Here is a 15,795-nt window from a genome sequence, read left to right on the forward strand (position 1 = left end):
GTTTCATTTTGCGTCTTCCTCCTCTCCGCCACCATCTTTTGCGCCCTTGCTGGCTTTCGCGCCTTTGCTGGTGCCCAGCGTGCCGGTAGTGCCGGTTGCGCCCGAATTGCCCACAAAATCAGGCGGGAAACCGTTGAGCTGGCGCCACAGCTCATACCAGATCGGCACATCATCGAGCAGCGCCCAGCCATATACACCGGAGCCCACCCGCAGCGGTTTGGGCCAGGGCTCCAGCTCCGGGTCGGGCGTCACAAGAATGCGGTACTGCCCCTGGCTGTCGATGTTGTCGATGACGGCCACGCGCCCCCCGAACGTGCCGAAGCTGGTGCCAGGCCATCCCGAAAATACCAGCGCCGGCCAGCCATCAAACTGCAGCCGCACCTTGCGGCCCACGCTCAGCAGCGGCACGTCCATGGGGCGTACGTAGAGCTCGGCCGCCAGGGCCGGCGTGTTGGGCATGACGGTTACAATCGGCTCACTTTCCTTCACTATCTCCCCGATACCGGCCTTCAGCGCCCGCACCACGTAGCCGTCCTGCGGGGCCCGGATGTGGTAGTAGCCGGCCCGGATGCTGAGGTTGGCCAGCTCGTTGCGCATCTTGGCAATCTGGCCTTCGGTATCGAACTGGTACGCCGTGGTAGAGCGCCGGTCCGACTCCGACTTGGCAATCTTATCCTGGTATTCGGCCTGCAACGACGACAGTTCCAGCTGCGAGTTGAGGAGTTCCTGGCGGCTGGCGTTCAGCTTGTTTTCTACGGCCTGCCGCTTGGCGGTGCTTTCCTGAAACTTGAGGCGGCGCTGCTCCAGCTCGGTCAGGCTCTTGAGGCCCTGCGCGTACAGCGCCTCCTGGCGGGCCAGCTGCTGCTGCGCAATGCTGAAATCGTTGTTGGCGGCCTGCAGCTCGGCTTCGTCGGAGTTTAGTTTCAGGCGGCTCTGGGTCACCTTGTTGCGGGCTTTGTCGAGGCTGATGCGCAGGCCGCTGCGCAGCGCGTCCTGCTGGCTGCTGAGGGCGGTGCCTTTCGCGCGGTTTTCTTCCAGCGCCGAAATCTTGGCCTGCAGCTGCTCCTGCGTGCGGGCCAGCAGCTCGGGGTCGAAATACTTTTCCTTGATTTCGGTGATGACAACCAGCGTGTCGCCCTGTTTCACCTGCTGGCCTTCCTCTACTTTCCAGGCCGCAATACGGCCGGCAATGGTGCTGGGCACAATCTGGGGCCGGTCCTGGGGGCGCAGGGTGGTGAGCGTGCCGGTAGAGCGGATGTTCTGCGTCCAGGGCATAAAGCCGGCTACCAGCACCAGCAGGCCCAGTACCGTCAGCCAGCGGGCCACGGTGCGGCCGGCCTGCGGCGTCTGCACCTGCTCGAAGGAACGAAAACGGCCGGTATGCGGGTCGGTTTCAGCTAATGGATGTTCAGCAAAAGGCATAATGGAGAATGACTGAGTTGGGGGTAAGCCGGAGTGCCGCAGGGGCTGGTAGGCGGAGCTTCCTAACCAAGCCCGTGCCGCCGCCCTGCCGTGGGCACGCTTCAGCTTATACTTATAGCAGCGCTTGTAGTTCCGGCAGTTGCGAGGTAGTCTCGAAAGGCCCGTCGGCCACGATACTGCCTTCGCGCAGCAGGGCCAGTCGGGAGCACAGGCTCAGCACCCGCACATCGTTGGAAGCCACCAGCACGGTCCAGGAATGGACGGGGTTCAGCAGGCGCTGCAGAATCCGGAGGCGCTCGGCAGGCTCCACGCCCGACAGGAAACTGTCGAGCAGCAGCAGGCGCGGGCGGCGCACCAGCGTGCGGGCCAGCAGCAGCTTGTGGCGCGAGCTGTCGGCCAGCGGAGTTCCGATGCCCAGCGGCGTGCTCAGCCCCAGTGGCAGCGCATACACCTCGTCGCGCATGCCCACCAGCTCCAGGGCCCAGGTTACGTCATCGGGGCTGATGCCGGGCTGCTCCAGGGTGAGGTTTTGCAGCAGCGTCCCCTCAAACAGGTTCTGGTGCGAAATAGTATCGCCGACAACGCGGCCCAGCGCTTCGGGCGAAATATCCTGCAGCGCCAGCCCATCAAACGCCACTACGCCGGTGTAGCCTTCCAGCAACCCGGACAGAATGCGCAGCAGCGTGGTTTTGCCCGAGCCGTCGGTGCCGGCCAGGCCAATATGCTCCCCGGCCTGCAGCGCCAGCGACACTTGCTGCACAGCCTGCTTGGTAGCGCCCGGGTATTGATACGTCAGGTGCCGCACTTCCACCCGCAGGCCGGTGTGCTGGGTGGTCAGGGGCAGGTCGGAGCCCACGCTCGTTGCCACCACGGGCAGGTCCAGCACGTGCCCGATTTTATCGAGCGAGGTAAACGCGTCGTACACCACGTCCAGCTTCAGCAGCACTTTCTCTACCGCCGAAATGGTCATGATGATAACAATTTCGGCCGCCACAAACTGGCCGATATTGATTTGCTTGGCAATGAGCAGCCAGCAGCCAATAATGAGCAGGGCGGCTGTAATCAGGGTTTTGAAGGCCACGAACCCCCAGAACTGGGTGAGCAGCACCCGGAAGTGGCTCTGGCGCGAATTCAGGTAGCCCTGCACCAGCTCGTCGGTGCGGTTGAGGGCCATTTCCTGGCGCGGCGGGTGGCGGAAGGTGTGCACGGTGCGGGCCACATCTTCCAGCCAGGCCACTACCCGGTACTTGTACTTCGACTCGGTGAGGCTGGTGCTCAGGCCTTTGCCGCCCGTAAACCGGATCATCAGGCCCAGCAGCGCAATCAGCAGCAGGCCGAAAGCAATGAACACCGGATGGTAGAGCGACAGCAGCAGCAACCCGAACAGAATCTGGAGCGCCGCGGCCGAAAACTCAATCAGCAGCGAAGAAACTCCCTTTTGCAGGGTCGGGGTATCGAGCAGGCGGTTCATCAGCTCGGGCAGGTACTGGCCGTTCAGGGCCTCGGTCCGGACGCGGGGCAGGCGCACCGCAAAGTCCAGGGACAGCCGCGCAAACAGCCGCTGCTGAATAAACTCGACCAGGTAGAGCTGCATTACCTGCAGGCCACCTACCAGCGTGGTACCCAGCACGATAAACACAATCAGCACAATGATGGACGTGCTTATCTGGCCGCTGCTGATGAAGCCGATAACGGACTGCACGCCCAGCGGCAGGGAGAGGTTGATGAGGCCGGCCAGCGCCGCATAAACATAGAGGTACGTAATATCGCGCCGCTCCGAAGCCAGCAGGCGCAACAGGCGCTGGCCGGGGGTGAGAGCAGAACCGGAAGAGTCAGCCATACGGAGTACTGGTAGTGTGGTGTAGACAGAGCGAAACCCGTGCTTGCGCACCGGCCGGCCTTTAGCAGAAGCTGAGAGGGCATAAGATTAACCGGCTCCCTTCTCCTGCCAGATAAGCCGGTGCAAAGTTACCGGGCGCGTCTGAGCCAAAACTTAAGATGGTGTTAAATGGAGCTTAATTTTAAATTAAAGCATAGCGGCAGCGCTATTGCCGGGCTTCCGTGGTAAGCCGCTGTACGAGACACCAGTTGCGGGCGGACACATCTTCCCGCAGGTTCCTGCGTACCTTTGCCGGGCAAAGCGCCTTCGGGCAATCTGCGCCTCTCTCCCGTCCTTTCTCCCGCATCCTCTGCCATGAGGTACTTTTCTGCTCTCGGTCTTGCTACTTTCTGCACCGGACTGGCCCTGGCTGCTTCGGCCCAGGTAGCGCAGCCAGGCCGCACCAGCACGCCGGCTGCTGCCAAGCCCGCTACGTCGGCCAAACCGGCTGCTCCCAAGCCTACGGCGGCACCCGCACCCAGTAAACCGGCTGCGCCGGCCAAAACCTCCGGCACAGCACCTGCTTCGGCCAAGCCCGCTACGTCGGCAACTACGCCGCCCGCCAAAGCGCCGGCAGCGGCCCCCAAGCCGGCCAGCACCGCACCGGCCAAACCAACGGGCCCGCCCCTGCCCGCCAACATGGGCTCCACTGACCTGAAGACCCGCTACAAAAACGGCAAAACCCTGCTCGACCAGACCCGCTACGACCTGGCCATGCAGGAGCTGGAACCCCTGACGGCACCCGGCAACAAGTTCGAGCGGGCCCCGGAAGCCGCTTATCTGTATGCGGTGGCGGCTTCCCGCGCCAAAAAATGGGCCGAGGCCGAGCAGATGCTCAACCTGCTGCGCAGCGAGTATGCGCAGTGGCCCAACCTGCCCGAGGCGTTTTTCCTGCAGGGCCAGGTGTCGTTTGAGCAGGGCGACTTCGAAAATGGACTGCGCGTGCTGGCTCAGCTGCCCCCCGACCTCCTGAGCGCGCAGGTTGCCAACATGAAAGCCCGGTACCTGTCGCGGGTGAAGGACAAGGCTACTTTTCAGAGCCTGCTCAAAACCTACCCGCAGGATGCCGTGCTGGGCCGCGCCTTCGCCGAGAAGCTGGCCAATGGCGGCTGGTACACCGACGCCGACCGGGGCCAGCTTGACCAGCTTATCACGCAGTTTTCGCTGGACCGCACCCGCTTCACGCCCCGCCCCCGCGTTCTGAAGAAAACCAGCTACAACATTGCTGTGCTGCTGCCCTTCGAGTTCAGTGACCCCAGCTGGGAAACCCGCCGCAAAAACCAGTTCGTGACGGACCTGTACGCCGGCCTGCGCCTGGCCCAGGACTCGTTGCAGCGCGAGGGCCGCCCGGTGCAGCTCTTCGCCTACGATACCGGCGCCGACACTTTGCAGCTGAAACAGGTGCTGGCCTTGCCGGAGCTGGCTTCCATGGACATGCTCATCGGGCCGGTTTATAAATCCGGCTCCAAGATTCTGGCCCGCTACGCGCAGCAAAAGCAGATTACCTGCGTCAACCCGCTCTCCCAGGACGGCGACTTGGTGCTGGATAATTCCTGGCACTATCTGTTTGAGCCCAGCACGGCCACCCAGGCCCGGCAGGCGGCCCAGTTTGCCTATTCGCGCCTGGGCGGAACCCGCACGGCCGTGGTGCTCTACGAGGACACCAAGGACGAAGCCGCTTTCGGGCAGGCGTACAAGTTGGCCTATGAAGCCTTGGGTGGCCGGGTGCTTCAGTTGCGCCGCATCAATTCCGACGTGGAAGAGTCGTTGGCAGCGGGTTTTGCCGGAGTCGATTTGAAGTCCATCGGCCATCTGGTGGTTGCGTCCGACGCCAAGAAGGCTGGGCCGTACACGCTGGGCGCGCTCAAAACCCAGGACGCCCGCCCGCCCCTCATCACCTACAGCTCCTGGCTCGACAACAACCGCATTGGACTGGGGCGGCTGGATGCCCGCGACGTGTACTTTGTGCACCCCAAATTCCTGGACCGGGCCAGCCCCGGCGTGCGCCGGTTCCGCCAGCTGTACATGCAGCGCCAGAACCTGCCGCCCTCCGTGTTTGCCTTCACCGGCTTCGAGCTGCTCTACTATTTCGGCTCGCAGCTGCACCAGAACGGCACGGCGTTCCAGCAGAATCTGGCCGCCAGCGGACCGGTTTCCGGCACTGTCTTCCAGGGCATCGGCTACCCCGGCGGCGCCCACGACAACCAGTACGTGCCGCTCACCAAGCTGGAACGGCTGGAAGTGGAAGTACTGAACCCCGTAGGCCTGCGCTAGGTTGTTCTACCGAGCCCCGGATGCCTCAACCCGGCCTTTTCTATTCCTGATTTGCTGACCCCGCCGCCAAGTTGCGGCCCAATTTCTACCCATGTCCCAAGCCACTGTTTCTCCCCGCCTGAACCTCACCACTTCCGACGCACTGTTTACGCGCGCCAAAAACCACATTCCCGGCGGCGTCAATTCGCCGGTACGGGCCTTCCGCGCCGTGGGCGGGCACCCGGTGTTCATGCAGTCGGCGCAGGGGGCGTGGCTGACCGACGTGGACGGCAACCGCTACCTGGACCTGATCAACTCCTGGGGCCCGATGATTCTGGGCCACGGCCCCAAAGTGGTGCTGGACGCCGTGCAGGGCGCCATCCAGAACTCGTTGTCGTTTGGCGCGCCCACCCAGCGCGAAGTCGAAATGGCTGAGCTCATCAAGCAGATGGTGCCCAGCATCGAGAAAGTACGGCTCGTGAACTCCGGCACCGAGGCCACGATGTCGGCTATCCGCGTGGCGCGGGGCTACACGGGCCGCAACAAAATCATCAAGTTTGAAGGCTGCTACCACGGCCACGGCGACTCATTTCTGATTGCAGCCGGCTCCGGCGCCCTCACCCTGGGCACTCCTGATTCGCCGGGCGTCACGGCCGGCGTCGCGCAGGATACCCTCACGGTTCCCTACAACGACCTGGCCGCCGTGGAGCACATCATCGGCGCCAACGAAGACCAGGTAGCCGCCCTGATTCTGGAGCCGGTAGTGGGTAACATGGGCCTGGTAGCGCCCGCCGAAGGCTACCTCCAGGGCCTGCGCGACTTGTGCACCCGGCACGGCATCGTCCTCATTTTCGATGAGGTGATGACCGGCTTCCGGCTGGCCCGCGGCGGCGCGCAGGAGCTGTACGGCATCACCCCTGATATGACCACGCTGGGCAAAATCATCGGGGGCGGCATGCCGGTGGGCGCGTATGGCGGCCGCCAGGACATTATGGACAACGTGGCCCCGGCCGGCAAGGTGTACCAGGCCGGCACGCTTTCCGGCAACCCCATTGCCACCGCGGCCGGCATTGCCCAGCTCACCTACCTCAAGGAGCACCCCGAGCTGTACGACGAGCTCAACCGCATCACCACCCGCCTCGCCGACGGCACCCGCCAGATCTGCGCTGAGCTGGGCCTGAACTACACCGTCAATCAGGTGGGCTCCATGTTCAGCGTGTTCTTCACCGATAAGCCCGTGACCAACCTGGAGGATGCCAAAACCTCCGATACGGAAGCTTTCGGCCGCTACTTCCGGGCTATGCTGAACCGCGGCATTTACTTGGCGCCGGCGCAGTATGAGGCTCTTTTCGTGAGCACCGCCATTACCGATGAGCTGGTGGACACCTACCTCACGGCCTGCCGCGAAGCCATGCGCGAAGCTCACGGCCTGTAGCCGCAAGTACCATCAGCCGGCCTGTTTGGTGGGCTGGGCAACGGGTGGAAAGAAAAAGTCTTCCGGCAGCTGGCCGGAAGACTTTTTTTATGAAGTAGCCGGCCACCGCAAAAACACAGCTGCCACTGGCACCGGCGTGTTACCTTTGCGGCAACTACCCGTGCTGCCATGCCCCGATTTCGCCCACTGCTGCCGCTTTTTCTGTTGCTGTGGCTTGCCATGCCCGCTATGCTGCTCGCGCAGGCCAAAGGCCCTGCCGCGGCCAACAAGCAGCTTTTCGACCGTACCGTCGATGAGCTGAACTTCCGGACCATGGAAACGGTCTACGACAAATCGTTTACGCGGCGCAAGTTCCCCGTGACGCTGCGCACGGCCAAGGCCCGCCGCGAGTTCACCGACTTCAACGGCCGCGACGATCTGCAGAAGCTATTCCAGAACTACAACGGCGTGTCGGAGCGCTATAAGGCGCGGTTTGGCAAGGGCCGCACCGACTTGGTGGAGTTCGAGAAGCAGCTCAACGCCACGCTGGTAGACAAAAACTTCGAGTTCTTTATCCGGGTGCTGCCCCGCGACGAGCGGGTGGCGCTGATTCGCTCGCTGCAGCGCATCATCCGGCAGGGGGCGGCGCAGTTCAACGCCTCGGAAGATCCGGTGGCCGAGGACCTGGCCGCTGATGGTGCCGCCGTGCCGCCCGCCGATGTAGACGCCCCGGCTGCTACGGCTGCCGCCACCGAAGACCCCAGCCCGCAGCCCGAAGCCAGCCTCACCACCACTACCGTCACGAGCAGCAACCGCCTGAGCCCCCGCTCCCTCGATGTGCCCGTGCGCCACGACTGGGTTGATTATCTGACGCTGCTGCTGGCCGGCACCTCCACCCTGCTGTTGCTTTTCCTTATCACCAGCGTGCTGCCCGACCTGCGCGCCCGCCTCGATGGGCTGGCTGACGAGCTGGATAACCAGCAGCCCGCCCCCCGTCCCAGGTCACGCGCGTTGCCCGAGGACCGGTATGAGGACGATGAGGCCAACTAACCTAATCGCACGTCGCGCCCAGACTTTGTAATTCAGCATTCCCTTCATGATTCTCACCGACCAGCAGATTCTCGCCGAAATTGAGCGGGGCAACATTGTCATCGAACCCTACGACCGCGCCTGCCTCGGCACCAATTCCTACGACGTGCATCTGGGCCGCTACCTGGCCACCTACCGCGACCCGGTGCTGGATGCGCGCAAGCACAACGAAATAGACGTGTTTGAAATTCCGGAAGAAGGTTTTGTGCTACAACCCGGCACGCTGTATCTGGGCGTAACGGAGGAATACACCGAAAGCCACGCGCATGTGCCTTTCCTGGAGGGCAAAAGCAGTGTCGGCCGCCTCGGCATCGACATTCACGCTACGGCCGGCAAAGGCGACATCGGCTTCTGCAACACCTGGACGCTGGAAATCAGCGTTTCGATGCCCGTGCGCGTCTACCACCTCATGCCTGTAGGCCAGCTTATCTATTTCGCTGTGCAGGGCAATGTAGAGACATTCTACAACCGCAAAGCCAACGCGAAATACAACGAGCGCACGGTGAAACCGGTGGAATCGATGATGTGGAAAAACCAGTTTTAGCCGCACCCGGAAGCCCCCTTTCCGCTACTTAACTGGCAGCAGAAAGGGGGCTTTTTTTGTTTGTAATAAACTCATTGGCACAGTTTTTCGTTAAGACAGGACAGCTGCCAGTGTTTTCACAGCCGCCAGCCCACTCCGATTTCTGACCTGTTAACGATATTTCGAACGATGAGAAAGCAACTTGCCACCGCCGCTCTGCTACTCGCCGCGACTCTTGGTTCGCAGGCTCAGCAGAAGCCTTCCCTGGCCCCGAAAGATAAAACCCAGGCGTCGCCGCGCCTGAGCCCGGTACAGGAGCGCGCTAAACGCCTCTCCGACCAGATGGTGCGCGACCTGCGCCTCAATGGCTACCAGGCCACTCGCCTGCGGGCCATCAACGAAGACAAAGTAGCCAAGATGGCAGCTATTGAGCGCAAAAATGCCGGCAACAACAAGCTGATCGACGAGCAGTGCCAGGGCGTCTGCAAGGAGCGCGACCAGGAGTTGCAAGCCGTACTCTCCAACGAGCAGTACTCGGACTACTATAGCTCCCGCTCCGCGTTCTATAAGTTCGACCGGGACTACGCCTCCCGTTCGGCCAATACCAGCGAAACGTTCATCAACTCGGTGCAAAACCCCTCTCCTGCTTCCAGCGGAGCCGTTATTGCCCCCGCCCGTACTACTAGTACGCAGACCCGCTAGCATACTTACTGCATAAAAAAAGCCTCGCCAACTTAGTTGGCGAGGCTTTTTTGTGGCCGAAGTGCTACTTCTGTTTCTTGTTTTCTTCGTCGATGTGGTCGGTGAGCACGCGGCACAGGTCGCGCATCTTGGTGGCCATTACCACGTCGTTGGTAGCCGTCATGATGGTTTCGGCCATAGCCCCAATGTTGTCGACCACGAAGTACTTCATGGCATCTACGGGCATGTCTTTGGTCCAGAGGTCGATTTTCATGGTGCCATCCTGGTTCCGGTCCCAGATGGCCACGTTGATGGCTTTGGCAAAGTGAATATCGGGCCCCGCATCAGTGGCCGACCAGCTGATGGCTTCAGGCACTTTCTGGTCGTCGAGGGCAATGCTGAACCGAATTTCGGATTTTTTCATGGGTACAATAAGTGAATGAGTGGATGAGCGAATAAGTGAATTGGGCCATCAAAAAGACTCACCCATTCACTTATTCGCTCATTCACTCATTAAAAAACTAAACGTAGTTGTTCAGCATCACCGGCATCACGAGCATCAGAATGTTCTCGTTGTCGTCGGCGAGGGTAGGCATGAGCAGGCCGGCACGGTTGGGCGTGCTCAGTTCCAGCGTAATTTCCTCGGAATCGATGTTGCTGAGCATCTCCTGCAGGAATTTGGCATTGAAGCCGATTTCCATGTCCTCACCGTCGTACTGGCAGGCCAGCTTCTCGTTGGCTTCGTTCGAGAAGTCCAGGTCTTCGGCCGAAACCGTCAGCTCGGAGCCAGCCAGACGCAGGCGTACCTGATGCGTGGTTTTGTTGGAGTAGATGCTGATACGCTTCACCGAATTCAGCAGCTCCTGGCGGCTGATGATGAGCTTGTTGGGGTTGGAAACCGGAATTACGTTCTCGTAATCGGGGTACCGCTCGTCAATGAGGCGGCACACGAGACGCATCTGGTTGAAGCTGAAGAAGGCGTTGGAGTTGTTGAACTCGACGCGTACCGGCGTGGCTTCGGAGGGCAGCGCCCCTTTCAGCAGGTTAAACGCTTTGCGCGGTATGATGAGGTTGGCGGTCTGGCCGGCGCCTACGTCGGAGCGGCGGTAGCGCAGCAGTCGGTGGCCATCAGTAGCTACGAAGGTTACCTGGTTGTCGGCCAGCTGCACCAGAATGCCGGTCATGGCGGGGCGCAGCTCGTCGGTGCTCACCGCGAAGATGGTTTTGTTGATGGCGCGTGCCAACGACGACGACGGAATTTCCAGCGGCGCCGACCCTTTCACGACGGGCACGCGCGGGAAGTCGGTGGCGTTTTCGCCGGCCAGCTTGTAGCGGCCGTTGGAGCTGGCAATTTCGATGGTGTAGGTTTCCTCGTCCAGCGTGAAGGTTACGGGCTGGTCGGGCAGGTTCTTGAGCGTATCGAGCAGGATGCGGGCGGGCGCGGCAATGCGGCCACTTTCCCGAGCCTCTACGGGCAGCTCCGTTATCATGCTGGTCTCCAGGTCGGAGGCCGTAATGGTTAGCTTGCCGTCTTCAATCTCGAAGAGGAAGTTCTCTAGAATCGGCACCACGGGATTGTTCGTGACCACGCCATTGATGCTCTGGAGCTGCTTGAGCAAGGCGGAAGACGAGACGATGAACTTCATAGAGTAAAAGAGGTTGTCGGCGTTTTGGAGAAGAGGACAAAGATAGGAAACCGGCGCGGGGTTTTCTAGCGCCAAACCGGGCCAGCCGGCAGTTAGCCGCCGCCGAATCTGGCCGGGCCGCAGCCAGTGGCCGGAAGCAAGCGTATCTGCTCAAACCAGCGCCTACTCTACCCTTAGCGCACCGAAACAGACCCGCTGAAATGCGTCCGGAGCAACCGGCTGAGCTTGTCGGCGTTGAGAGGCTTCTGCACAAAGGCCAGAACGTTGTGCTGCTGCAGACGAGCGGCGCTGGCCGGATGCAGTGGCGTGGTCAGCATTACGACCACCAGGGCCTGCCGGGTGGCCGCGGGAAGCTGGGCGTAGGCTTCCGCAAAAGCATAGCCGTCCATCACCGGCATGTGCACGTCAAGCAGAATCAGGGATGGCGCTGCCCCGGCCGGTAGCTGCAGCAGCAAGTCCAGGGCGGCGCGGCCATTCGAGGCCACCAGTATCTTGTCTGCTACGTTGCAGCGCTCTAGCAGCAGCTGGCTCAGGTACGTTGTCGTCTGGTCGTCATCTACCAGCAGAATGCAGGATAGTCTGTCCATAAACTCAGGATATGACAACAGTAACACGGACCGGCGCTTCTTGTTAGCGCTTGAAGTACGCAAAAAAGCTGGCGCCCTTTCCAACCTGGCTGTGCACGCTCAGGTGGCCGCCCGCATTTTCCATGATTTTCTTCACCATGTACAGCCCGATGCCGCTGCCCTCCACATGGTCGTGGAAGCGCTGAAACATGGCAAACAGCTTCTGATTATTGGTCGTGTCGAGGCCCAGGCCGTTGTCGTGCACTTCCAGCACGTGGTACTGCGGCGTCTGGCGGGTCAGCAGCCGCACGTGCGGCTCGCGCTCAGGCGAGCGGTACTTGAAGGCGTTGCTGAGCAGGTTGTAGACGACGGAGCGCAGGTTTTTTTCGGCAAACGAGATAGTAGGACACTGCTGCACGTCTACTTCCAGCTGCCCGCCGCTTTGCAGCAGCAGCGGCCCCAGGTCCAGGCTCACTTCCTGCACCAGAGTAGCCAGATTGACTACGGCCACGGGCTGGTCGTTTTCCTTCTGCAGCTTGGTTACTTCCGTCAGGTGCTCAATAGTGCGCTTGAAGCGGTCCACGGAGTCCTGCATCATGGTTAGCAGCAGCAGCGCCTGCTCGTTGCCGGAGGTGCTGGCGGCTAGTTCCGGCTGCAGAGCATTCAACAGGCCCTCAATGTTATTGATGGGCGCTTTCAGATCGTGCGAGGCGGTGTAAATGAAGTTGTCCAGGTCGATATTGGCGCGGGTAAGCTGCTCGTTGTTTTCGCGCAGCTGCCGCTGGGCCAGGTCGATACGCTCCTGGGCCAGCTTTTGCTCATGGATATCGGTGTAGGTGCCAATCCACTGAATTATCTCGCCGGCCTCATTGCGCGAGGGCAGCGCCCGGCCCAGCATCCAGCGGTAGTTGCCGAACCGGTCCAGAATCCGGCATTCCACTTCCAGCTGCGTGCCCGACTGCAGGCAGTCTTGCCAGCGGGCCACGGCTACCGGCAAATCGGCGGGATGGATGCGGGCCGCCAGCTGGTTGTTGAGCGCCTGGCTGGCGGAAGTGCCGGTATAGTCGAACCAGCGCCGGTTGAGGTAGGTGTTTTCTCCCGCCGGATTGGCCGTAAATGCTATTTGCGGAATACCTTCGAGCATGCGGCTGGCCTCCGCCGCCACCCGCTCTACTTCTATTCGCGCCGATTCCTGGGTTTTGAGGGCGGCGCTGGTGTGGGCCAGCAGCGCGTTTTGCTCTTTCACCTGCGCCTGCATGGCGCTTATTTCGCGCTGCGCCGACATATCCGTGATGATGACAGCCAGCACAGACGTTTCGTCGAAAGTCAGCACGTTCAGAGCCAGCGCAAAAGGCCGCAGCATTCCGTCGTTGCCGCGCAGCGGCATTTCCCCCTTGCTCTTGCCGCCCCAGCCGTTGGCCAGCAGCATCTGCCAGTAGCTCTCGAACTCGGGCGGTACAAAGCTGGCGAAAGTGGTGCCCATCACCGATTCCAGTGGCGTACCCAGCAGGCCGGCCAGGCAGGCGTTGCAGTAGAGCACGGTAGTGTCGCGGCTCAGCAGCAGCGCTCCTTCGTTCATCTGTTCGATGAGCGTGCGGTAGCTCTGGTCGGCGCCTTCCAGCGTAAAGATGCGGGGGCCGTCGGCGCTCTGCACGGCCAAGGCATCAATGGTGCCGGTGCGGATGGCCGTCAGCAGGTCCTCAGCCTCCTCCAGCTGCTGGCGCAACTGCTCGTTTTCGCGGATCAGCTCGGCGGTAGTAAGCATCGGGCGGTCAGGCATGGGCATGCGGGTCGTCGGGGTCAGGAGAAAGCCCTAGCAGCGTGAGTACCCGGCGACGGTCCGACAAGTCGCCCACCAGCCAGCGCATCAGGCCGGGACTTTTCTTTACCAGCGTAGGAGCCGCCACAATCTGCGCCTGCTGGGCCATTTCCGGCTGCTGGTAAATATCCACAATTACCAGTTCGTATCGGCCAGTCAGGTACCGCTCACAGATATCCTTGATGTTGCGTACCGCCCGGCTGGAATTGGGCGTGGCACCAGTGATATAGAGGTGCAATATATACTCGGGGGCCGGGACAGGGCCTTGTTCTGATTCCATACTTGGAGACCTACTTCTTCTCCATGGCCCGCAGATCAAGCCCTACCAGCACCCGCTCCTGATTCGATAGGTCGCCGATGATTTTGCGGATAGGTGCCGGCACTTTGCGCACCAGCGTTGGAATGGCCAGAATCTGGTCGCCTTCTGCCAGCTGCGGATGTTGCAGCAAGTCAATGACTTCAATCTGATACCGGCCCTTCAGGTGCATTTCGCAGTAGCTGCGCAGGTTGGCCAGTGCCGTTATGGATTTTACAGTCTGCCCGGCTACGTATAGGCGCAATTCCCAGGTTTCCTCCTCCATTGCAGTAGGGTCTGAGGCCAAAGTCATCTTCATAATGTGGTACTACGGGTTAAGCGGAGAGTCGGACGGATTCTGAGGCTGATAAGACACGAAGTCGCGCGCAATTTGCTGGCGGCTTTGCGTGAGGGCCTGCTGCCGGTGCTGGTCTTCTTCTGTCACGCGGCGCAGCTCCTCCTCCACCGATTCAAACTCCGTACGTAGGTTGGAAATGCTAGCTTCCAGTACCCGGCGCTTGCGTTCCAGCTCCCGGTCGCGGCGTTCTGCCTCTTGTTGGGCCGCCATGGCATGGGCCTGTTCCTGAATAGTCTGAGCCAGACGGCTGGCACCTGTCACGATGCCGGAAGGCCCGATTATCACATCGAGCAGCTGCACCCCCTCGCTGGTGACGAGAAACTCGCGCACCTGATTGGAATGCGCCATGCCTCGTGCTTTCAGAATGCTGATGCCCCGGTTCCGCTCCCCTACTCCCTCCAGGTCGCGCACATGAATCCAGGTATCTACCAGCGACGATACGCCCTCTTCGGTCATTTCCTGGGTGGCGTTGCGGCCGCTTATCAGAGCCGTAAACAACGCCGTGATGCCCTGCACTTTCAGGTAATCGATGAGGCGAGTAAGCATAGCTCCGACCTCTGAGATGCTGCCGACCGATATCAAGTTGCTGATCGGATCTACTACTATAGTACCCGGCTGCTTATCCTTCACCAATTTGTGCACGGTCACTAGGTGCTGCTCTAACCCATTGAGTGTGGGGCGCGAAGCTTCAATGAACAGCAGCCCCTGCTTCACGTAAGGCTCTAGGTCGATGCCCACGGTAAGCATGTTGCGGATAAGCTGGGCCGGTGATTCTTCGAAGGCGAAAAACAGGCACCGCTCGCCCCGGCGGCAGGCCTCTAGCGCGAAGGAGACGGCCAGCGTGGTTTTGGCCGTGCCAGCGGTGCCCGTGATGAGCGTGCTGGTACCGCGGTACAAGCCGCGGCGCGTAAACATATCGTCGAGGCCCGGCACACCGGTGGAGATGATGTCGTTGGAGACAGTATGCTCCAGCCGCAGTGAGGTGACAGGCACCACGGAAATGCCGGCGGCCGTGATGATGTACGGATATTCGTTGGTGCCGTGCGTGCTGCCGCGGTACTTTACGATACGCAGGCGACGGGTAGTAATCTGGTCGATTACGCGGTTGTCGAGCAGAATGACGCAGTCTGACACGTATTCTTCTAGGCCCTGCCGGGTCAGGGAGCCTTCTCCCCGCTCGGCAGTGATGATGGTGGTCACGCCTTTGTCTTTCAGCCAGCGGAATAGCCGCCGGATTTCGGAACGCAGCACGGCCTCGTTGGGAAAGCCCGAAAACAGCGACTCAATGGTGTCGAGCACGACGCGCTTGGCCCCAATGGTGTCGATGGCGTAGCCGAGCCGGATAAAAAGTCCTTCTAGGTCATACTCGCCGGTTTCCTCAATCTCCGACCGGTCGACGTGGATGTGGTCGATGCGTAGCATTTTATCTTGCTGCAACTGCGGCAGGTCGAAGCCCAGCGAGGCCACGTTTGCGGCCAGCTCCTCTACGGTTTCTTCGAAAGCCAGCAGCACGCCCGGCTCGTTGTGCTGCTCGATGCCGCGCACCAGGAACTCGATGCCCATCAGGGTTTTGCCGCAGCCGGCACTACCGCACACCAGCGTAGGACGGCCTTTGGGCAGACCGCCTTCCGTAATTTCGTCGAGGCCCTCAATGCCGGTCGGCACCTTGGGAAGCGTGGTCAGAGACACGCGAGCAGAAGTAGAATTAGAGTCGGGCATGAGGAAATAGCATAGAGGGCGAAGGTACACTATTTGCCTGCACTTGCTGTAGGCCGCTGAGCAAGGCAGGATACTACAGGGAGCCGGGCCGCAGAATTGAGCTTAAGTTGGCTGCTCCTCCACCCTTCCCG

The 15,795-nt window shown here is 61.0% G+C and carries 14 protein-coding genes; 5 read left to right on the forward strand and 9 right to left on the reverse strand.

All coding sequences use genetic code 11. The features are described 5' to 3' along the window. Nucleotides 1–3: 3 nt before the first annotated feature. Together BUE15_RS07525 and BUE15_RS07530 are read right to left on the reverse strand one after the other, a co-directional pair. A complete protein-coding gene (locus tag BUE15_RS07525; protein ID WP_084548897.1) occupies nt 4–1,422 on the reverse strand; it encodes an HlyD family secretion protein in 1,419 nt (472 codons plus the stop codon). Nucleotides 1,423–1,534: 112 nt separating this feature from the next. After that, a complete protein-coding gene (locus BUE15_RS07530) occupies nt 1,535–3,262 on the reverse strand; it encodes a peptidase domain-containing ABC transporter (protein ID WP_073282677.1) in 1,728 nt (575 codons plus the stop codon). Between the two features lie 354 nt (nt 3,263–3,616). On the opposite strand from BUE15_RS07530, the gene BUE15_RS07535 reads away from it, so the two are divergent. The 5 genes from BUE15_RS07535 (at nt 3,617) to BUE15_RS07555 (ending at nt 9,282) form a co-directional block, all read left to right on the forward strand. Next, the gene (locus BUE15_RS07535) at nt 3,617–5,575 is read left to right on the forward strand and encodes an ABC transporter substrate-binding protein (protein WP_084548898.1); all 1,959 of its coding nucleotides are present in this window, start codon (nt 3,617–3,619) and stop codon (nt 5,573–5,575) included. A gap of 91 nt (nt 5,576–5,666) precedes the next feature. After that, nucleotides 5,667–6,989: a glutamate-1-semialdehyde 2,1-aminomutase gene (hemL, locus tag BUE15_RS07540; protein WP_073282678.1), complete on the forward strand. Its 1,323-nt coding sequence runs from the start codon at nt 5,667–5,669 to the stop codon at nt 6,987–6,989. A gap of 168 nt (nt 6,990–7,157) precedes the next feature. Beyond that, nucleotides 7,158–8,018 carry a hypothetical protein gene (locus BUE15_RS07545; RefSeq protein WP_139252177.1) on the forward strand — a complete coding sequence of 287 codons (861 nt, stop codon included), beginning with the start codon at nt 7,158–7,160 and terminating at the stop codon, nt 8,016–8,018. A 46-nt stretch (nt 8,019–8,064) separates the two neighbouring features. Beyond that, a complete protein-coding gene (gene dcd / locus BUE15_RS07550) occupies nt 8,065–8,601 on the forward strand; it encodes a dCTP deaminase (RefSeq protein ID WP_073282682.1) in 537 nt (178 codons plus the stop codon). 168 nt (nt 8,602–8,769) lie between these two features. Further along, entirely contained in the window at nt 8,770–9,282 is a 513-nt protein-coding gene (locus tag BUE15_RS07555; protein ID WP_073282684.1) for a hypothetical protein, read from the forward strand. A gap of 64 nt (nt 9,283–9,346) precedes the next feature. Here BUE15_RS07555 and gldC read toward each other — a convergent pair whose 3' ends face one another. From gldC to kaiC, 7 genes are all read right to left on the reverse strand, one after another. After that, complete coding sequence (gene gldC / locus BUE15_RS07560; RefSeq protein WP_073282686.1) at nt 9,347–9,685, reverse strand: gliding motility protein GldC; 339 nt, start codon at nt 9,683–9,685, stop codon at nt 9,347–9,349. 97 nt (nt 9,686–9,782) lie between these two features. After that, nucleotides 9,783–10,907: a DNA polymerase III subunit beta gene (gene dnaN, locus BUE15_RS07565; RefSeq protein WP_073282688.1), complete on the reverse strand. Its 1,125-nt coding sequence runs from the start codon at nt 10,905–10,907 to the stop codon at nt 9,783–9,785. A gap of 173 nt (nt 10,908–11,080) precedes the next feature. Next, nucleotides 11,081–11,494: a response regulator gene (locus tag BUE15_RS07570; RefSeq protein ID WP_073282690.1), complete on the reverse strand. Its 414-nt coding sequence runs from the start codon at nt 11,492–11,494 to the stop codon at nt 11,081–11,083. Nucleotides 11,495–11,537: 43 nt separating this feature from the next. Further along, complete coding sequence (locus BUE15_RS07575; protein ID WP_170865210.1) at nt 11,538–13,253, reverse strand: PAS domain-containing sensor histidine kinase; 1,716 nt, start codon at nt 13,251–13,253, stop codon at nt 11,538–11,540. After that, entirely contained in the window at nt 13,246–13,572 is a 327-nt protein-coding gene (locus BUE15_RS07580; RefSeq protein WP_073282694.1) for a circadian clock KaiB family protein, read from the reverse strand. The genes BUE15_RS07575 and BUE15_RS07580 overlap by 8 nt, the downstream gene beginning before the upstream one ends. 10 nt (nt 13,573–13,582) lie before the next feature. Then, entirely contained in the window at nt 13,583–13,906 is a 324-nt protein-coding gene (locus BUE15_RS07585; RefSeq protein WP_244535908.1) for a circadian clock KaiB family protein, read from the reverse strand. Nucleotides 13,907–13,915: 9 nt separating this feature from the next. Beyond that, the gene (kaiC, locus tag BUE15_RS07590) at nt 13,916–15,664 is read right to left on the reverse strand and encodes a circadian clock protein KaiC (protein WP_073282696.1); all 1,749 of its coding nucleotides are present in this window, start codon (nt 15,662–15,664) and stop codon (nt 13,916–13,918) included. Nucleotides 15,665–15,795 lie beyond the last annotated feature (131 nt).

This window comes from Hymenobacter psychrotolerans DSM 18569, assembly GCF_900142395.1.
Taxonomy (GTDB): Bacteria; Bacteroidota; Bacteroidia; order Cytophagales; family Hymenobacteraceae; genus Hymenobacter; species Hymenobacter psychrotolerans.